The sequence below is a fragment of the Pseudomonas sp. WS 5010 genome (genome assembly GCF_012985565.1).
In the GTDB taxonomy this organism is placed as follows: Bacteria; Pseudomonadota; Gammaproteobacteria; order Pseudomonadales; family Pseudomonadaceae; genus Aquipseudomonas.
The window spans coordinates 409,411-428,263 of the sequence record NZ_JAAQWQ010000003.1 but is presented as its reverse complement, the minus strand read 5'-3'; the positions used below and the strand labels follow the sequence as shown (position 1 = coordinate 428,263).

At 60.1% G+C, this 18,853-nt stretch carries 14 protein-coding genes and 1 other RNA gene; 4 read left to right on the top strand and 11 right to left on the bottom strand.

Features of this window, described 5'->3' with window-relative positions:
* Positions 1 to 2: 2 nt before the first annotated feature.
* The 3 genes from mraZ to rsmI all read right to left on the bottom strand — a co-directional run bounded on the left by mraZ (position 3) and on the right by rsmI (position 2,135).
* Entirely contained in the window at positions 3 to 458 is a 456-nt protein-coding gene (gene mraZ, locus HBO11_RS10905; RefSeq protein ID WP_003171868.1) for a division/cell wall cluster transcriptional repressor MraZ, read from the bottom strand.
* 355 nt (positions 459 to 813) lie between these two features.
* An RNA gene (gene rnpB, locus HBO11_RS10900) (RNase P RNA component class A) lies at positions 814 to 1,167 on the bottom strand.
* 95 nt (positions 1,168 to 1,262) lie between these two features.
* Positions 1,263 to 2,135 carry a 16S rRNA (cytidine(1402)-2'-O)-methyltransferase gene (gene rsmI / locus HBO11_RS10895; protein WP_169956359.1) on the bottom strand — a complete coding sequence of 291 codons (873 nt, stop codon included), beginning with the start codon at positions 2,133 to 2,135 and terminating at the stop codon, positions 1,263 to 1,265.
* Positions 2,136 to 2,354: 219 nt separating this feature from the next.
* Here rsmI and HBO11_RS10890 point away from each other — a divergent pair, with 219 nt between their 5' ends.
* The 4 genes from HBO11_RS10890 (at position 2,355) to HBO11_RS10875 (ending at position 5,813) form a co-directional block, all read left to right on the top strand.
* Positions 2,355 to 4,166 carry a penicillin-binding protein activator gene (locus HBO11_RS10890; RefSeq protein WP_169956361.1) on the top strand — a complete coding sequence of 604 codons (1,812 nt, stop codon included), beginning with the start codon at positions 2,355 to 2,357 and terminating at the stop codon, positions 4,164 to 4,166.
* On the top strand, positions 4,166 to 4,537 hold the full coding sequence (locus HBO11_RS10885; protein WP_169956363.1) for a YraN family protein: 372 nt from the start codon (positions 4,166 to 4,168) through the stop codon (positions 4,535 to 4,537). Before HBO11_RS10890 ends, HBO11_RS10885 begins: the two co-directional genes overlap by 1 nt.
* Before the next feature lie 104 nt (positions 4,538 to 4,641).
* On the top strand, positions 4,642 to 5,235 hold the full coding sequence (locus HBO11_RS10880; protein ID WP_003171862.1) for a phosphoheptose isomerase: 594 nt from the start codon (positions 4,642 to 4,644) through the stop codon (positions 5,233 to 5,235).
* Complete coding sequence (locus tag HBO11_RS10875) at positions 5,232 to 5,813, top strand: BON domain-containing protein (protein WP_169956365.1); 582 nt, start codon at positions 5,232 to 5,234, stop codon at positions 5,811 to 5,813. The genes HBO11_RS10880 and HBO11_RS10875 overlap by 4 nt, the downstream gene beginning before the upstream one ends.
* Positions 5,814 to 5,881: 68 nt before the next feature.
* Here the strand turns inward: HBO11_RS10875 and HBO11_RS10870 are convergent, their stop codons facing one another.
* The 8 genes from HBO11_RS10870 to HBO11_RS10835 form a co-directional block, all read right to left on the bottom strand.
* The gene (locus tag HBO11_RS10870) at positions 5,882 to 6,643 is read right to left on the bottom strand and encodes an OmpA family protein (RefSeq protein ID WP_029297808.1); all 762 of its coding nucleotides are present in this window, start codon (positions 6,641 to 6,643) and stop codon (positions 5,882 to 5,884) included.
* 166 nt (positions 6,644 to 6,809) lie between these two features.
* Entirely contained in the window at positions 6,810 to 7,454 is a 645-nt protein-coding gene (locus tag HBO11_RS10865) for an MBL fold metallo-hydrolase (protein WP_169956366.1), read from the bottom strand.
* A 12-nt stretch (positions 7,455 to 7,466) separates the two neighbouring features.
* Positions 7,467 to 9,656 carry an OsmC domain/YcaO domain-containing protein gene (locus HBO11_RS10860; protein WP_169956368.1) on the bottom strand — a complete coding sequence of 730 codons (2,190 nt, stop codon included), beginning with the start codon at positions 9,654 to 9,656 and terminating at the stop codon, positions 7,467 to 7,469.
* Positions 9,657 to 9,728: 72 nt separating this feature from the next.
* On the bottom strand, positions 9,729 to 12,467 hold the full coding sequence (locus HBO11_RS10855; RefSeq protein WP_169956370.1) for a LuxR C-terminal-related transcriptional regulator: 2,739 nt from the start codon (positions 12,465 to 12,467) through the stop codon (positions 9,729 to 9,731).
* Between the two features lie 257 nt (positions 12,468 to 12,724).
* A complete protein-coding gene (locus tag HBO11_RS10850) occupies positions 12,725 to 14,089 on the bottom strand; it encodes a DUF1329 domain-containing protein (RefSeq protein ID WP_169956372.1) in 1,365 nt (454 codons plus the stop codon).
* Positions 14,090 to 14,131: 42 nt separating this feature from the next.
* Positions 14,132 to 16,003: a DUF1302 domain-containing protein gene (locus HBO11_RS10845; RefSeq protein ID WP_169956374.1), complete on the bottom strand. Its 1,872-nt coding sequence runs from the start codon at positions 16,001 to 16,003 to the stop codon at positions 14,132 to 14,134.
* Positions 16,004 to 16,338: 335 nt separating this feature from the next.
* Entirely contained in the window at positions 16,339 to 18,021 is a 1,683-nt protein-coding gene (locus tag HBO11_RS10840) for a fatty acid--CoA ligase (RefSeq protein ID WP_169956376.1), read from the bottom strand.
* A gap of 146 nt (positions 18,022 to 18,167) precedes the next feature.
* Positions 18,168 to 18,797, bottom strand: coding sequence for a LysE family transporter (locus HBO11_RS10835; RefSeq protein WP_169956378.1), 630 nt, complete (start codon positions 18,795 to 18,797; stop codon positions 18,168 to 18,170).
* Between the last annotated feature and the right edge of the window lie 56 nt (positions 18,798 to 18,853).

Here is an 18,853-nt window from a genome sequence, read left to right as displayed (position 1 = left end):
AGTCACAGGATCAAATCACGCAGTTCATCAGGCATGGCGCCCGGTTGTTGAATAGCAGCCAGGTCAGCTGCAGACACAGCATCCCAGGCATCTTCGTCCCACAATTGGAACTTGTTCAGTTGGCCTACCAGCATCGCGCGCTTATCGAGCTTGGCGTATTCGCGCAGACGCGGTGGAACCAGGAAACGACCACTGCCATCGAGTTCGAGATCGACGGCATTACCAATCAGCAAACGTTGCAGGCGACGGTTTTCTTCACGCAACGAAGGCAGAGCGCGCAACTTGGTTTCAATCAACTCCCACTCATCGAGGGGGTAAACACACAAACAGGGATCAACGGCATCAATCGTGATGATTAATTGCCCGGAACTTCGCGAAATGAGCTCGTCACGATACCGGCTCGGCATGGCGAGACGGCCTTTTGCATCGAGACTTATAGCGTTAGCTCCGCGAAACACAGATGCGTTTCTCCAAATTTTAGCGTTTTACGTTCAAAAAACCCACTTTGTGCCACTTTCCGCCACTTGCGCACACTATAGGAATGCGCCCACCACACCGTCAAGGCGCGGATTAAAGGAAAAGCCTTACAGAACGGAGATTTAGGAGCGCAAAAGGAGGAGAAACGAGAGTTCGGCGATGTTTTTGACTCAACAACCCCAAATAGCTCAAAGAGCTAGAGCTTGAACTTAAAGTAATTTATTAAGAGTAAGATTTTTTCGGTATTACGAAGACGCATCTGCCAATGATTTGGCAGGGAGGGATTCTTGCGTTACTACCTGGTTTCTGCCCGAGACTCGTGCAGAAGGAAAAAAGGTGGAGAGTCGATCTATAAGCCGGGTTCTGTCTTGAACAGTCATTCGTCTACGATGGCCATCACTGGACATCTTTAGCAACCTACCCGGTTCCAGCGCGGGCCACGCCTTGGAACCCTATTTGGTCTTGCTCCAAGTGGGGTTTACCTAGCCACGAACTGTTGCCAGTCGCGCGGTGCGCTCTTACCGCACCTTTTCACCCTTACCGGCACCGAAGTGCTTAGGCGGTTATTTTCTGTGGCACTTTCCGTAGGCTCACGCCCCCCAGGCATTACCTGGCACTTCGCCCTATGGAGCCCGGACTTTCCTCCCCCCCCTAATTTTCATAGAGGGCAGCGACTGTCCAATCGACTCTCCGCCGCGAAGGTTAACGGCACGGACGTCTTAGAACAAGTATTAAAAGACAGCATTGCCATCATGTTCCGACGTCGTGCACGTTAAACCCAGGAACTATTCGCTCTTTTGTTTATCAAGTGCGGCCTGATACAACACGTTCTTGCGCACACCGGTGATTTCTGCGGCCAGGGCTGCGGCACGCTTGAGCGGCATTTCCTTGAGCAACAGGTCCAGCACGCGCATGGCCTCGCTACCCACGGCATCTTCACTTTCCGGCGCCGTCCAGCCCGCAACCAACACCACGCACTCGCCACGCTGCTGATTGCTGTCGCCCTCGACAAACCCACGCAGCTCTTCCAGCGGCAGGCCCTTGAGGGTTTCAAAGGTCTTGGTCAGCTCCCGCGCCAGCAAGGCCAGGCGTTCGCCACCGAAGACCAGCTCCATGTCTTGCAGGCACTCAAGGATACGGTGCGGCGCCTCATAGAAGATCAGGGTGCGCGGCTCTTCCTTTAACAACTCCAGGCGCGCCCGGCGCCCTACGGCCTTGGCCGGCAGGAAACCTTCGAAGATAAAACGATCCGACGGTAAGCCCGCCGCCGAAAGGGCTGCAATCAACGCGCACGCCCCGGGAACCGGGACTACATTGATACCTGCGGCCCGCGCCTGGCGGACCAGGTGATAACCAGGATCGGAGATCAGCGGGGTACCGGCATCGGAGATCAACGCCACGTCATCGCCCGCGAGCAGGCGGGTAATAAAGCGGCTGCCTTCGTCACGTTCGTTGTGCTCATGGCAGGCCGCCAGGGGCGTGGCGATACCGAAGTGCTGCATCAGGCGCAGCGAGTGCCGGGTGTCTTCGGCCGCAATCAACTTGGCTTCACGCAACACTTTCAGCGCCCGCGCACTGATGTCGTCCAGGTTGCCAATGGGCGTCGCCACCACAAAAAGCGAGCCAGCAGTGGAATTCAAAGGACCTGGAGCAGTCAAAGCGCACACCTCGATGATTGGCAAAAGCCATATTGTAGCGCGTAGACGTCAAGAAAATGCGCCGACGGGGTCGCGTCCAGACGGTCTGTTTGCGGCGGTTACTGACGCCCTGCAACATTTAAACGATCTAAATAGACGGTTTCACGCCAGTAACATCGCGCCCCGGCCAGTGCTTGGGTACAATTCCACGCTAATTTGATCGGTATCAGGAACACTTACATGATCGCTTGCCTGCGGCTGTTCTCTGCCCTTTGCCTGGCTGCCCTGTTGGCGGCTTGCGCAAGCTCGCCCTCGTCAAGCCTTGGCGAACTCCCACGGACCCCGGATGCCACCATCGAGCAACTGCTCGAACAGGCGACCTCGGCCAAGACCCCGGAAAAAGCTGCACTGCTGCGCCTGAGCGCGGCAGACATGGCCTTCCACCAGAACAATCCAGGACGCTCCGCGCAGATCCTCGCGCAAGTGCCACTGGACAGCCTCAAGCCTGCCGCCCAGGTTTTTGCCAGCACCCTGTCGGCAGAACTGGCCATGACCCGCAACCAGCCCAAGGCTGCGTTGACGGCGCTAAGCCATCCGAGCCTGCAAAGCCTCAAGGAGTTGCCGCCCGAGCAGCAGGTCCGCACCGGCACCGTGCATGCCCGCGCCTATGAAGCCGACGGCCAGACCCTGGCCGCCGCCCGCGAACGCGTGGCCATGGCCCCGTTGCTCACGGGCGATGCCGCCACCAGCAACCATGAAGCCATCTGGAGCCTGATTGCCGCCGTGCCTGGCGAGCAGTTGCAGGCCAGCGGCAACCCGGTCCTCGACGGCTGGATCAGCCTGGCCCAGGCCGTGAAGAACGCCGGCACCCTGGAGCAGCAGCAAGCCGCCATCGACACCTGGCGTGCGCAGAACCCTGCGCACCCGGCGGCAGTGCAACTGCCGATGCCGCTGACCCGGCTCAAGGAACTGGCCAGCCAGCCATTGAACAAGATCGCCCTGCTGTTGCCGCAACAAGGCCCGCTGGCCAGCGTGGCCAAGGCCCTGCGTGAAGGCTTCATGGCCGCGCACTACCAGGCGCAACAGGCCGGGCAGAAGCCGCCGGTCATCGAGTTCTATGACAGCTCGCGCGTCAGCTCCATCGATGAGTTCTACAAAAAGGCCCAGGCTGACGGCGTGCAATTGGTCATCGGCCCGTTGGAGAAGCCGCTGGTCAAACAACTCAGCGCCCGCCCGCAACTGCCCATCACCACCCTGGCCCTGAACTACAGCGAAGGCGACCAAGCCCCCGCGCAACTGTTCCAGTTCGGCCTGGCTGCCGAGGACGAAGCCCGCGAAGTGTCGCGTCGCGCCCGCGCCGACGGCCTGCACCGCGCGGCGGCCATGGTGCCGAAAGGCGAATGGGGCGACCGCGTGCTCAAGGCCTTCCGCCAGGACTGGGAAGCCAATGGCGGCACCCTGATTGGGGTCGAACATGTCGACCAGCCTGTGGCCTTGGCCCAGCAAATCGCCGACCTGTTCAAGCTGCGCCAGAGCGAAGGTCGCGCCAAGAGCCTGCAAAGCACGGTTGGCGCGGATGTCGCGGCACAGCCATCGCGTCGCCAGGACATCGAGTTCATCTTCCTCGCCGTGACGCCGCAACAGGCCCAGCAGATCAAGCCAACGCTGAACTTCCAGTACGCAGGCGATGTGCCGGTGTATGCCACTTCCCACGTGTTCAGTGCCAGCGGCGACAAGAACCAGTACAACGACATGAACGGCATCATGTTCTGTGAAACGCCGTGGCTGCTCAACACCACCGATCCACTGCGCAACCAGGTCACCGCCCAATGGCCACAAGCCAATGGCAGCCTGGGCCGCCTGTACGCCATGGGCGTGGATGCCTACCGCCTGGCGCCGCGCCTGGGTCAGCTCAAGGCACTGCCTGATACCCGTATCGATGGTCTTTCCGGCAACCTGGGCATGAGCCCGAGCCAGCGGATCGAACGCCAGATGCCGTGGGCCAAGTTTGTCAGTGGCCAGGTCGAACGCCTGCCCGATACCCCGCGCTGATGCCCCCACGCTCCAGCGCACAAAGCGGCAAGGATGCCGAACAACAAGCTCTTGAACACTTGCAGCAACAGGGTCTGCGCCTGCTGGCGCAGAACTGGTTGTGTAAACGCGGCGAGCTTGATCTGGTCATGCTTGACGGCGATACAGTAGTATTTGTCGAAGTCCGCTACAGAAAATACGCACAATGGGGTGGTGCGCTCGCCAGTATCGACGAGCGCAAACGTCAAAAGCTGATACTCGCCGCGCAGTTTTTCCTGCTCAGTGAGGGTCGCTGGGCTGACTCCCCCTGCCGTTTCGATGTGGTTGCCATACAAAGCACCCCCCACGGAACCGCTGATCTGCACTGGCTGCGCAACGCCTTCGACGGCTGAGTGTTACCGGTACCGATCAGACATCTTCACCGCACACTTTTGCTCTTTGCTTTGCGGGCTGCACATTCGTGTGCCATACAGCCGCGCTACTTAAGGTCACACAGATGGACATGCAATCCCGAATTCGCCAGCTTTTCCAGGCCAGTATCGATACCAAGCAACAGGCGATGGACGTACTTGCACCGCACATCGAGCAAGCCAGCCAGGTCATGGTCAACGCCCTGCTCAACGAAGGCAAAATGCTTTCGTGCGGCAACGGTGGTTCGGCCGGCGACGCCCAGCACTTTTCCTCCGAACTACTCAACCGCTTTGAGCGCGAGCGGCCGAGCCTGCCGGCTATCGCCTTGACCACCGATTCGTCGACGATCACCTCGATCGCCAACGACTACAGCTACAACGAAATTTTTTCCAAACAAATTCGTGCCCTCGGCCAACCGGGCGATGTGTTGCTGGCTATTTCCACCAGCGGCAACTCGGCGAACATTATTCAGGCGATCCAGGCCGCACATGATCGCGAAATGATTGTCGTAGCATTGACCGGGCGCGACGGCGGTGGCATGGCTTCGCTGCTGCTACCCGAGGATGTGGAGATCCGCGTCCCGGCCAATGTCACTGCACGTATTCAGGAAGTCCATCTGCTGACGATCCACTGCCTGTGCGATCTGATCGACAGCCAACTGTTCGGGAGTGAAGAATGACCGTTAACCGCCTCAGCCTTATAGCCATCACGCTGTGCCTCGCTATCAGCGGCTGCACCTCGGCCATCACTGCGACCCGCGACACCCCTATCCAGGACGACCGTGGCACACGCACTTTTGGCAGCAAGATCGATGACTCGCTGATCGAGACCAAGGTCGGCGTCAACGTCGCCAAGGCCGCCCCCGACCTGGGCAACGGCGCATCGCGTATCGTCGTGACCAGCTTCAACGGCATCGTGCTGCTCGCCGGGCAAACCCCGCGCGCCGACCTCAAGACCCAAGCCGAACAGGCAGCCTCAACCGTGCAACGGGTGAAAAAGGTCCACAACGAACTGCAGGTCGCGCAGCCCATCACCCTGCTGGCAATCAGCAATGACGCCGTGCTGACCACCAAGATCAAGGCCCAGATGCTCACCGACAGCGCAATTCCCGGCTCGCGGATCAAGGTTGTGACGGACAACGGCATCGTCTACCTCATGGGCCTGCTGACCCAGCAGGAAGCAACCCGCGCCACCAACTTGGTACAGGGTGTGTCCGGGGTACAGAAAATTGTGAAACTGTTCGAATACATCGACTGACGTAATCGCCAGCCACAAAAAAGGGCGCCGTGCATTGACTGCACGGCGCCCTTTTTATTGGCTGACGGTTACTGGTACTGCTGGTACGGATTGCCTTGGAACTGGTTGTTCTGCTGCTGTTGCTGCGCAGGCTGGCCATACTGCTGGCCGGGGATCGGGCCGAGGTTGACCTCCACGCGACGGTTCTGCGCACGACCGTTGACGTCGGCGTTGCTGGCAATCGGGTTATCCGGGCCGGCACCACGGGTGGTCAGGTTGGTCGGGCTGACACCTTGGGACGTCAGGTAATTGGCCACGCTTTGCGCACGACGCTGGGACAGGTCCATGTTCAGTTGGCGGCTGCCGGTGCTGTCGGTGTAGCCGACGATCTGGATGGTGTTCTGGTTGAACTGCTTGAGTGACCCAGCCAGGTTGTTCAGCGGGGTGTAGAAGCTGCTGGCGATAGCATCGGAGTTGGTCGCAAACGTGATGTTGCCCGGCATGATCAACTTGATCTGGTCACCCTGGCGCTGCACCTCGACGCCGGTGTTGGCCATGCTTTCACGCAGTTTCTTTTCCTGCTGGTCAGCGTAATAGCCATAACCCGCAGCGCCGATACCGGCTACCGCTGCGCCGATCAGCGCGCCTTTGCCACGGTTGTTATGGTCAATGGCGGCACCGGCCAACGCACCCGCCAGCGCGCCGAGGCCGCCGTATTTGGCGGTTTTGCTCATGCCTTGCGAACCGTTGTCCGCCTGTCCCTGGCTGCCATCGTAAGGGTTAGGGGAAGCACAGCCCGACAATAGGGCTACCGCGGTAGCAACAACAAGCAGACGACGCGAAGTGAACATGAAAGAAGCTCCTACTTTTGCATTCTGTGATGCAGAGGACATTGGCAATGGACCTGTGCCGAGTTTGGAACGCGACAAACGGTAAAAATTCCGTACTCCGCCGCGCACCTGTGACAAAAGATAAACGCCGGCACGCTCACCTAAACCCTAGCAGAGCCTCGCGCTGTCAGGCCCTGACAAACGGATTTTCGCGCATTTCATCCCCCAGGCGCGTATCCGGGCCATGCCCGGTCACCACGGTCGCCCCTTCGTCCAGGGTATAAAGCCGCTGCTTGATCGACCGCACGATGGTCGCCTGGTCGCCGCCCCACAAATCCGTGCGCCCTACCCCGCGCCGGAACAAGGTATCGCCGGCGATCAGCAGCTTGGCATCGGCAAACCAGAAACTCATCGAGCCCGGCGTATGCCCAGGCGTGTGCAAGGCGACGCCGCAGCCACAGGCCAGCTCTTCATCATCGGCCAGCCAGCGATCCGGCGACGGCACCGGGGTGTAGGGCACACCGAACATCTGGCACTGCATTTCGAGGTTATCCCACAGGAACTGATCCTCCTTGTGCAGGTGCAGCGTGGCGCCGGTCTTTTCTTTCAACTGGCCGGAGGCCAGGAAGTGATCCAGGTGCGCATGGGTGTGGATGATGCTCACCACCTTCAAGCCCAGTGCGTCGAGGCGTGCCAGGATCAGCTCATGGTTGCCGCCCGGATCGACCACGATGGCCTTCTTGCTGATCGGGTCGCCGATGATCGTGCAGTTGCACTGCAACGGGCCGACGGGGAAGGTTTCGCGGATCAGTCCAGGGGTTGCGATTTGCATAAGGAATCCCTTCTAGCTGTTGGCCCGTGCCGCGTGCAGTTTTTTGTAGCTGTCGATCAACCGCAGGTGCCGGTCCAGCCCTTCCAGCTTCATACTGGTTGGGGTCAGGCCATAAAAGCGCACGCTGCCATCCACCGAACCAATGGCGGCGTCCATGCGCTCGTTGCCAAACATCCGGCGGAAATTGGCCTCGTAGTCTTCCAGTTCCAAATCCTCGTCCAACTGCATCTCCAGCACTGCATTCACCGCCTGGTAGAACAGGCCGCGTTCGACGGTGTTGTCGTTGTATTGCAGGAACATCTCCACCGCTTCCTTCGCCTCTTCAAACTGCTGCAAGGCGAGATAGATCAGCAGCTTCAGCTCCAGGATCGTCAACTGGCCCCAGGCGGTGTTGTCGTCGAACTCGATGCCGATCAGGGTGGTGATATCGGTGTAGTCATCCAGTTCGCTTTCCACCAGGCGCTCGACCAGCGCTTGCAGGCCCTCTTCATCCAGGCTGTGCAGGTTCAAGATATCGGCGCGGAAGAACAGCGCCTTGTTGGTGTTATCCCAGATCAGGTCGTCCACCGGATAGATTTCCGAATAGTCCGGTACCAGGATCCGGCAAGCCTTGGCGCCGATATGCTCGTACACCGCCATGTAGACCTGCTTGCCCATGCCTTCGAGAATGCCGAACAGGGTGGCAGCCTCCTCGGCGTTGGAGTCTTCGCCCTGGCCGGAGAAATCCCACTCCACGAACGCGTAATCGGACTTGGCACTGAAGAAACGCCACGACACCACGCCGCTGGAGTCGATGAAGTGTTCGACAAAGTTGTTCGGCTCGGTCACCGCATGCCCCTCAAAGGTCGGCTGCGGCAAGTCGTTCAAACCTTCGAAACTACGGCCCTGGAGCAACTCGGTCAGGCTGCGCTCCAGCGCCACTTCCAGGCTTGGGTGGGCGCCAAACGAGGCAAATACGCCGCCGGTGCGCGGGTTCATCAGGGTCACGCACATCACCGGGAACTCGCCGCCCAGGGACGCATCCTTGACCAGCACTGGGAAGCCCTGCTCTTCGAGGGCCTGGATACCGGCGAGGATGCTTGGGTATTTGGCCAGCACGTCGGCCGGTACATCCGGCAGGGCAAATTCACCTTCGATGATTTCGCGCTTTACCGCGCGCTCGAAGATCTCCGACAGGCACTGCACCTGCGCCTCGGCCAGGGTATTACCGGCACTCATGCCGTTGCTCAGGTACAGGTTTTCGATCAGGTTGGAGGGGAAATACACCACCTCGCCGTCAGACTGGCGCACAAACGGCAGTGAGACGATGCCACGCTCTTCATTGCCGGAGTTGGTGTCGATCAGGTGCGAACCGCGCAACTCGCCATCGCGGTTGTAGATCTTCAGGCAGTACTCATCGAGAATTTCAGTCGGCAGCGCGTCTTTGCGGCCCGGCTTGAACCAGCGCTCGTCCGGGTAGTGCACAAACGCCGCGTTGGCGATGTCTTCGCCCCAGAATTGATCGTTGTAGAAGAAGTTGCAGTTCAGGCGCTCGATAAACTCGCCCAACGCCGACGCCAGTGCGCCTTCCTTGGTCGCGCCCTTGCCGTTGGTAAAGCACATCGGCGAATGGGCATCGCGGATATGCAGCGACCAGACATTGGGCACGATATTGCGCCACGAAGCGATTTCAATCTTCATGCCCAGGCCCGCCAGAATGGCCGACATGTTGGCGATGGTCTGCTCCAGCGGCAGGTCCTTGCCCGCAATATAGGTACCCGCGTCTGACGCAGAAGCCGGCATCAGCAACGCCTGGGCGTCGGCGTCGAGGTTTTCTACCTCTTCGATGACAAACTCAGGCCCGGCCTGTACCACTTTCTTTACCGTACAGCGGTCGATGGAGCGCAGGATGCCCTGGCGATCCTTATCGGAAATATCGGCAGGCAACTCGACTTGAATCTTGAAGATCTGGTTGTAGCGGTTTTCCGGGTCGACAATATTGTTCTGCGACAGGCGGATATTGTCCGTGGGGATATTGCGCGTGCTGCAGTACAACTTCACAAAGTAAGCCGCACACAACGCCGACGAAGCCAGGAAGTAGTCGAACGGACCGGGGGCCGAGCCATCGCCCTTGTAGCGAATCGGCTGGTCGGCCACCACGGTGAAGTCGTCGAACTTGGCTTCAAGCCGGAGGTTGTCGAGAAAATTGACCTTGATTTCCATGCGGGATTACCAGAATAGCGGAGCAAACGAATTGGCCGCCATTATCCGGCTTTTGCGGCGCAAGTCTCCCCCTTACCCCAACAACCCCATCTCCTGCGCCCGCGCGACGGCCTGGGTACGGCGTTCCACTCCCAGTTTGCTGTTGATATGGCTGGCGTGGGTCTTGACGGTGTGCAGCGAGATAAACAGCTGGTTGCTGATTTCCTGGTTGGAACACCCTTGGGCGATCAACTGCAGCACCGCCAGCTCACGGGCGCTCAAGGTTTCGCCGGTGTGGGTGATTTCGATCGGCTCGCGCAGGGCAACTACCGGCAGCAAGGCCCACAAGCTTTGCCGCAGCAGGTCATTCGGCGCGTGGCCCAGTTGCTCACGCATCCAGTCCGGATAACGTTCCAGCAAACGTTGGAAGGGTTGCAACGCACCGCCGCTCGCCACTTGCAGGGCGCGGGCAAAAACCGGGCGGGCCGACGCAGCCTGACCGTCATCCAGCAACAACAGCACATACTGGTTCAGGGCCATCACTGCGATCATCTGCTGGCCTTTGCCTTCAGCTTGCCGGGCGAGTACATCGAGCCGGCGCAGGGCGTTTTCGGCTTGGCCACGAATGGCATCCAGGGCCGCCTGCTGCAATTCGATATGTTGCGGCAGATGTGGATGAAACTCCGGGGCGGCGGCAGCCTGGTCGCCGTTGTAGGTTTGCCCCAGCCGCGCCAGCCAGGCATCGGCCAGGTCCGTACGGCCCTGGGCCAGCCACAACTCGCATTTGATCAATGTGATCATGGCCAGGTAGTAAATCGGCGGCACATCCCAGATATGCATCAGCCGCTCGGCTTCGGCCAGCTCGGCAAAGGCCTTGGGGAAATCGCCACGGCGCCCCTCGAGGTTGGCGATGACACAGTGGCCGATCAACACGCTGATATCCCGGCAGGCGCGAGCCTCGGCTAACCCGGCACGCAGGCGCAACAGCCCGGCTTCGGGCTGGCAACGCATTAGCAGCAGGAACCCTTCGTACAGCGACAGGCGCGCACGCACCGCATACAGGCGCTGGGGCGCCAGGCCCTGCAAGCGTTGCAGGCCCTCGCGTACCTCGTCCAGGGAGCGCAGGATTTCCCCGCGCGCCTGCAGCACCCGTGCCCGATCGTAATGGGCCAGGGCCTCGAACAGCGGGTTGCCGACACGTTGCGCCAGCTCCAGGGAGTCGCGATTCAAGCCGCGTGCGCGCCACAGGTCGGCGTCGACGATGGCCAGGTTCGACAGGGTCGAAAGGCACATCAAGCGCTGGCCGTAACGCTTGAGCGGCAGGCTTTCCAGGGCTTCGCTGCAATACAGCTGGGTCAGCTCGCGGTTGCCGCGCCCACGGGCAATGATGCCACTGAGGGCCAGCCACTGGGCGAGCATCGACTTCTGCGCCGTGGCCGACGGTGCCGGCAGGAAGCGGCTTAGATGGCTGGACAGTTCTTCTGCGGCGTCCAACTGACAGGCCAGCCCCAGCGCCCAGCTGTAGAGCACGATCAAGCGGGGCGTGCTGATCAATAGGCTGTCGGGCAAGTCCATCTTCCAGCGTAGGAGCATGCCGACATTCTGTTCAGCCAGCAGTTGCTCTTCAGACAGGTTCTGCACCAGGTTCGCCGCTACATCCAGATGTCCGGCGCGCAGGGCCTGTTCCACGGCTTCATCGAGCAAGCCCTGGGCATTGAACCAGCGACAGGCGCGCAAGTGCAGGCTGGCGGCCGGCAGCATCGCATTCGGCGAGCGCCGGGTGCGCAGCAAATCGGAAAACAAGTGGTGATAGCGGTACCAGTGACCCTGTTCGTCCAGCGGCACCAGGAATACCTGATGAGCTTGCAGGTAACGCAGGATTTCCGCGCTGTCATGGGCCTCGCGCACCGCATCGCAGAGCTCGCTGCAAAAACGCTCCTGGGAGGCGGTGTCGTATAAGAACGCCTGGACTTCCGGCGGCAGGCAATCGATCACCTCTTCCAGCAGATAGTCACGGATCAGCCCTTCGCCACCATGCAGGCCTGGGGGCAGGTTGGCCTCGCTGCCGGCTTCGGCGGCCGCCAGCAACCAGAAGCGCAGGCCGGCCACCCAGCCTTCGCTGCGGCGGATCAGGTTGTCCAGTGCCTCACCGCGCAACGAACTGCTGTGGCGGTCAAGCAAGGCCAGGGATTCGTCGTTGGTCAGGCGCAGGTCTTGCTCATGCAACTCCAGCAAATGCCGGGACAAACGCAACCGCGCCAAATGCCAGTCGGGACGCTGGCGGCTGGTGACCAGCACCAACAAGCCATCAGGCAAATGATTGAGGAAAAATTGCAGGCAGCGATCCAGCACCGGCCCCTGGGCCAGGTGGTAGTCATCCAGCACCAGTAATAACGGCGTGCGTGTGGATAGATGGACGGTCAATTCGTCGAGCAAGCCATCGAGCCATTCTTCAAAGGCAAACGGTTGGTGGCGCTGACGCATTTTCAGCAGGCCCAGGGCCTGGCTGCCTACCTGCGGGAAATACTGTTGCAGACCCTCCAGCAGGCGTTCAAGGAAACGCCCCGGATCACTGTCCCGCGCACTGAGGCCCAGCCACAGGCTTTGCCAGTGATCCGGCAGGCTTTGGCAGAACTCCACCGCCAGCGAGCTCTTGCCGAACCCGGCTGGCGCGCTAACCAGCAGTAAACGGCCCTCCAGGCCCGCGCTCAGGCGCTCGCAAAGGCGTGGGCGCAGCACATAGCCATCAGGCAGTGGGGGTCGATAGAAGCGCCCTTCCAGCGTGGGGATTACCGCACTGGCAGGCCCTTGGATTGGGGACAGATCAGTCATCGCCGGGCTCTTGTAGTAGGCTGTGGTCGGCATTGCAGATGTCCGCAGACTAGCGTTAAAACCCGTCGCTTTGTAGATCTTTGCAACATTTGTCTGAAAAAGACTACAACAAGAAATAACCAGCGATGTTCAGCCCCCCCAAACAAATGTAGGAGCTGGCTTGCCTGCGATGGCATCGCCTCGGTATGTCAGATAGACCGAGGTGATGCCATCGCTGGCAAGCCAGCTCCTACAGAGGCCAACGTGTTTACTGCACGTTAGCGAACACCGTCCTGGCGCAGGGCCGCCGGGGTGAAGTCTTTGGTGGTGGCGGTGAAGCCGAAGTCATAGGCCTTTTTCTCTTCGTTCTTCATGCCCAGTGCCAGGTAGCGGCCGGACTGCAGGTCGTAGAGGGTTTCCAGGGCGTACCACGGCACTTGCTTGTCGTAGTAGTTCTCGCCATGGGCTTCAGCCACGCGCCACAGCTGGCCACGACCGTCGTAGTGGTCGATCACCGCCGCTTGCCAGGTGTCTTCATCGATGTAGAAGTCACGTTTGGCGTAGATATGGCGCTGGCCCTCCTTCAGGGTTGCGACCACGTGCCAGACGCGGCGCAGTTCATAGCGTGCCAGGTCCTGGTTGATGTGGCCGGCCTTAATGATGTCGGAGTACTTGAGCTTCGGATCGTCGAGCTTGTAGCTGTTGGACGCGATGTAGATTTCCTTCTTGCCTTCGAGCTTCCAGTCGTAGCGATCCGGCGCACCGTTGTACATGTCGAGGTTGTCGGAGGTACGCAGGCCATCGGCAGCGGTACCCGGCCCGTCATAGGACACTTGCGGCGCCCGGCGCACACGGCGCTGGCCGGCGTTGTAGACCCACGCCGCGCGCGGTTCCTTCACCTGGTCCAGGGTCTCGTGCACCAGCAATACACCACCGGCCAGGCGCGCCGGGGCGGTCACTTGCTGCTTGAAGTAGAACAGGATGTTGCCCGGGTTTTTCGGGTCGTAGTCCTTCATCTTGTCGCGGAACACGAACTGATCCTGGAAGTACACCAGGCTGTACGAGCCGTTGGCCTGTGGCGTGGCCTGGGTCACCAGGCGCGTGACGCTGCCGCCGCGATAACGGGTGATGTGGTTCCAGATCACCTCGACCCCGCTTTTCGGGATCGGGAACGGAATCGCGGTCTCGAAGTTTTCCAGGCCGTTGCCGCCACCTACCAGGTTGGTGCTGGTGGCGTTTTTCTTGATGGCGGCGAACACTTCCGGCGGCACGGTGGCGCCGCGATGGGTGGTGTACACCGGCATCTTGAAGGTTTCGGGGTAGCGCTTGAACATCGCGTACTGCCCCGGGGCCAGCTTGTCTTTGTACTGCTCGACGTTCTGCGCGGTGATGGTGAACTGCGGCTGCTCGCTGGCATACGGGTTGGCCAGGAAGCCCTTGGCATCCACGGCGCCGGCGTTGGTCGGCAGGGCTTTCCAGGCCGGGATGGTGCCGGCAGCGTTGCCGGCCATTTCCGCGCCCATCGGGGTCAGCGTGGTGCCCAGCTTGGCGGCTTCATCCGCCGAGACCGCCGCCATGACGCTGCTGGCCATGATCGACAGTCCCAGCACACCCACGTGCAACAGACTTTTGGTTATTTTCATGTTCTGGTCTTCCTGAAAATACTGACTGCTTAAAGAGTGTGCTTAGAAGTTCACGCCGGCGCTCAAGGCGACAAAATCGCGGTCATCCACCGTGCTGAAGTCGCCACCAAAGAAGTTGGTGTAGTTCAGGCTGACGGTGTAGGTGTTCTGGTATTCAGCATCCACACCCAGGCTGACGGCCTTGCGGCCCTCTTCAAAGTTGCCGCCAGGGCCTGGCGAGTAACCTTTGACGTCATGGGACCAGGCCACGCTTGGTTTGAGGTTGACACCGGCGAAGACGTCCGGGTATTCCCAGATCGCACGGGCGCGGTAACCCCAGGAAGTGGCGGTGGTGTAGCCGTCCTGGTTGCAATTGGTGTTCAAGCCGGCAGTACTGCCTCCCAGCCCGGCACCAGCGGAGGTCGAAGCATTGAGACGGTTACAGAAACCGCCGGGCAAGCTGCCTGGCCCAGCCACCGGGTCACGCCCATAACGCACCTCAGACTTACTCTCAAGCCCCCCGACATGCGTCACACCAATCTCACCCACGGTCGTCAGGCGGCTTGCCCCCATGACCTGATCGAAGAAGTGCGTAAAGGTAGTTTGGAATTGGCTGACTTCTTTGCGGCGATAGCCATGCAAGTCCTGCCCAGGCTGCCCCTTGAGTACCGAGGCGTTGTTATACCCATTAACCCCAGTAACACCTGCAAACAGGATATCCGTGGTGTTGAGTTGTACAGGCGCATTCGGACGGTAGCTCAACTCACCACTCCACGCCGTGCCCGTAGGCAAGGTGGTGGAGAAACTCAAACCGTAGAGGCGAATGTCTTCCGGGTATTCAACAAAATAGTTGGAATTACCCGCGACAATAACCGGCGCCAGGCCGGCCAACGGGGCTGGAAGGTTATTGGCAAGGTTGAACACGCGCTGGGAGGCGCCCTGGCCACTGAAAATCGGCGCACGGCTGTGATAGTTCATGAAGTACGCACCGAACTCGGTATCCAGCGGTTCAAAGTTGTAGTGAAACGCAAAACCGAACTGCCCACTGTCACGTGCATCGCGGTCAGGTCCACGGGCGACTTTCACACCCTCTTCGTTCATGTCGACCCCTTGGGACGTCAGGAACGGGATCGCTGTTGCCGGGAATTGCGAACGCTTGTTCAGCACCCGCAGGTTGTCGTTGCAACCATCGGAAATAACATCCGGCTGCGAGAAAAAAGTCCCACAGTTGTCGGTAACCGTCTGGTCCCACTCCAACTGATAGAACGCTTCCGCCGAAAGGTTATCGGTCAACGATTGCGACACGTAGAACATGTTGACCGGGATCAGGCCTTCCTTGATCTCGGCACCCGGACGACGGAACGCAGACACGTCGATCGGGTTGATGGAGTTGATACCGCCACCGATGAAGGTACTTTCACCCCAGCTCACGACTTGCTTGCCAAAACGCACCGAACCCGGGGCATCGGCAATGGAATAGTTGTGGTAGATGAACGCATCGAGGATCTGCCCGCCAGAAGACTTGGCGCCCTCTTTGCGATTGTGGTCGCTGATGTCCTTGAACTCGCGGCTTTCGTCCTTGAGTTCAAAGTCATACCAATACTTGCCACGCACAAACACACCGGTATCGCCGTACTTCAGTTCCAGGTCATGGATACCCTTGAAGATCTTCGAGAACGTCTCCCCACGCTTGAAGTTCAAGTGGCCGTCATCGGAGGTCTGCGACAGCCCCCTGCCGCCGTTGTTGGCACCGATCAGGTCCTTGTTGGGCTTGGACGTGCCCCAACTGGCCCCCACCGACAGGGACGAGTCGAAGCTGCCTTCGACCTCACCAATGTTGAAACTGACGCCGAATGCGGGCCCGGCGAGGGTCGAGGCAAGACTGACCGCCAGGGGCAATCTCGCCCGGCGCCAGAACTGATTTACTGAGGTCATCGACGCTACTCCATGTGCATTTTATTGTTATGGCAGTGAGCCTTTTCAAACACGCTTGTAACGGCCGGAATACAACGATTCCAATGCCAGACTGCCGCCGGACCACCCAGGACCGCAGCGCCGCATCCTTGAAAAACTCTGGGAGGGACTATAGCCAGCAGGGGGTAGCGCTTGATCCCTCTAAAGTGTGATTTGCATCACCAACCCGTCTGCGACAGCCCTTTCGCCATGTCAGCGAGGGCTGACGCGAAAGAGAATGGCTCAAATTACGCAAATAACAAGGCGAAGGCCTGTAATAGAGCATTGCCGTGCCCGAACGGGCACGGCAGGAGGGGTCAGAGCGTGGAGAGGAAGGTGCTGTTATTGGCCTGCCATTCGATGATGTCGATCCGGATACGCTTCTTGTCCAGCTTGCCGACGCTGGTCTTGGGAATTTCCGTAACAATGGCAATCTGACTTGGAATCGCCCACTTGCTCAGGTGGCCCTGCTCGACATACGGCTTGAGGTGCTCCTTGAGTTCGCGCGCACCAATCCCGTGGCCTTCGCGCACCACCAGCAGGGCAAACGGGCGCTCGCCCCACTGCGGGTCGGCAATCCCGACCACCGCTACTTCACGTACCGCCGGGTGACGGCTGACCAGGTCTTCCAGCGCCAGGGACGAGATCCACTCGCCGCCGGTCTTGATCACGTCCTTGATACGGTCGCGAATATCGATCACGCCGAAGGCATCAAGGGTGGCCACGTCGCCGGTGTGCATCCAGCCGCCTTCCCAAAGCTCGGCGCCTTTGTGCGGCTCGTTGAAATAGCCTTCGCTGAGCCATGGCGCGCGCAGCACCAGTTCGCCCTGGGACTCGCCATCGGCCGGCAGGAAGTTACCGTTGCCGTCGATGATCGCGGCTTCCACCAACGGCCCCGGCACACCGGCCTTGATCCGGTAGGTGGTGCGTTCGTCTTCGCTGCCGGCCATCAGTTCTTCATTGAGGTGGGCACAGGACACCAGCGGTCCGGTCTCGGACATGCCGTAGGCCGCCGTCAGCTGGATGCCACGGGCCTTGGCCGCTTCGTACAGCGAACGGTTGAGGGCACTGCCGCCGATGACGATCTTCCAGCCGCCAAAATCCACACCCTGGGCGGCCTTGGCGTTGAGCAGCAGCTGCAGGATGGTCGGCACGCAGTGGGAGAACGTGACCTTTTCCTTGCGCCACAACTCCACCAGGTATTCCGGATCGTAGCGGCCGGGATAAACCTGCTTCAGCCCGAGCATGGTCGCCACATACGGCAAGCCCCAGGCATGCACGTGGAACATCGGCGTGATCGGCATGTACACATCGTTGGTGCCGAGCAGGCGCACACTGTCGACGCTGCCCATGATGGTCGCCACGCCGATGGTGTGCAGCACCAGTTGGCGGTGGGTGAAATACACACCCTTGGGGTTACCGGTGGTGCCAGTGGTATAGAAAGTGGTGGCCACCGAGTGCTCGTTGAAGTCCTCGAAGGTGTACTGGGTACTGGCAGCGGCCAACAGGGTTTCGTACTCGCCTACCAGGTTGGGCAGGTCAGCGGTTTTTTCGTCGCCATCGGTCAGCAATAGGGTCTTGTCGACGGTGGTCAACTGCCCGGCAATGGCCTGGTACAGGCCGACGAACTCGCTGTTGACCAGCACAAAGCGGTCTTCGGCGTGGTTCATCGTGTACAGGATCTGCTCTGGCGACAGGCGCACGTTGATGGTGTGGATCACCGCACCAATCATCGGGATGGCGAACATGCACTCCAGATAACGGTGGCTGTCCCAGTCCATCACGGCCACGGTATCACCGGCTTTGACTCCCGCTGCGGTCAGCACATTGGCCAGGCGGGCGACGCGTTCGGTCAGGGTTGGGTAGGTGTAGCGCAGTTTGTCGCGGTAGACGATTTCCCGGGTTTTCTCGTAGCGGGCGCCCGACATCAACAGGCGTTTGATCAACAGCGGGTATTGGTACGCGCCTTCGGCGGGCGGGATAACACGAGTCTGCAACATACGAATCCCTTTTTATGACTGCACGGTCTTGGCTAAAGGATTTGCACTGTAGAGACCTTGCACGCCGGCCAAATCAGCCGAAGGAATGATTTGCAGAATCGGATGAATGCTAGCTTTGCGCCAGCATTCATTCACGAATGACGCACTCAGCGGTCGGTGAAAGCCACTTTCACACCGATGGCAATCAGCACCACGCCCATGCTCCGATCAAACCAGTGGCCCATGCGCGCAAAGCCTGCGCGCACGCGCTGCTGGCTGAACAACATGGCCACCATGCAGAACCACAGGGCGGTGGCCACGGCCAGGTACAGGCCATAACCGGCCTGGATCGCCAGCGGCGTGTGGGGGTTGATCACCACGGTGAACAGCGACAGGAAAAACAGCGTGGCCTTGGGGTTCAGGCCATTGGTCACAAAGCCCGAGGTAAAGGCGCCGCGAGCGCTGCGCTCGCCCACTTCACGGTGCAGCTCTTCTGCACCGGCAGGCTTGGCCGGCTGCGCCCGCAGGGCTTTGAAGCCGATGTACAACAGGTAGGCCGCCGCCGCCCATTTCAAGGCGTTGAACAGCACGATGGACTGGGACACGATCAAGCCGATACCAAGCAGCGAGTAGCCAACGTGAAGAAAAATCGCCGAGCCGACGCCCAGCGCCGTCCAGGTACCGGCGCGCCGGCCATGGGTCACGCTCTCGCGTACCACCACGGCAAAGTCAGGCCCGGGACTGGCCACGGCCAGCAGGTGAATCAACGCCACGGTCAAAAACTCGGTGAGGTACATGCACACTCCAAGAAGTAACTGATTATTTCATCTGGTAGGCTCGGCAGATTACGCCT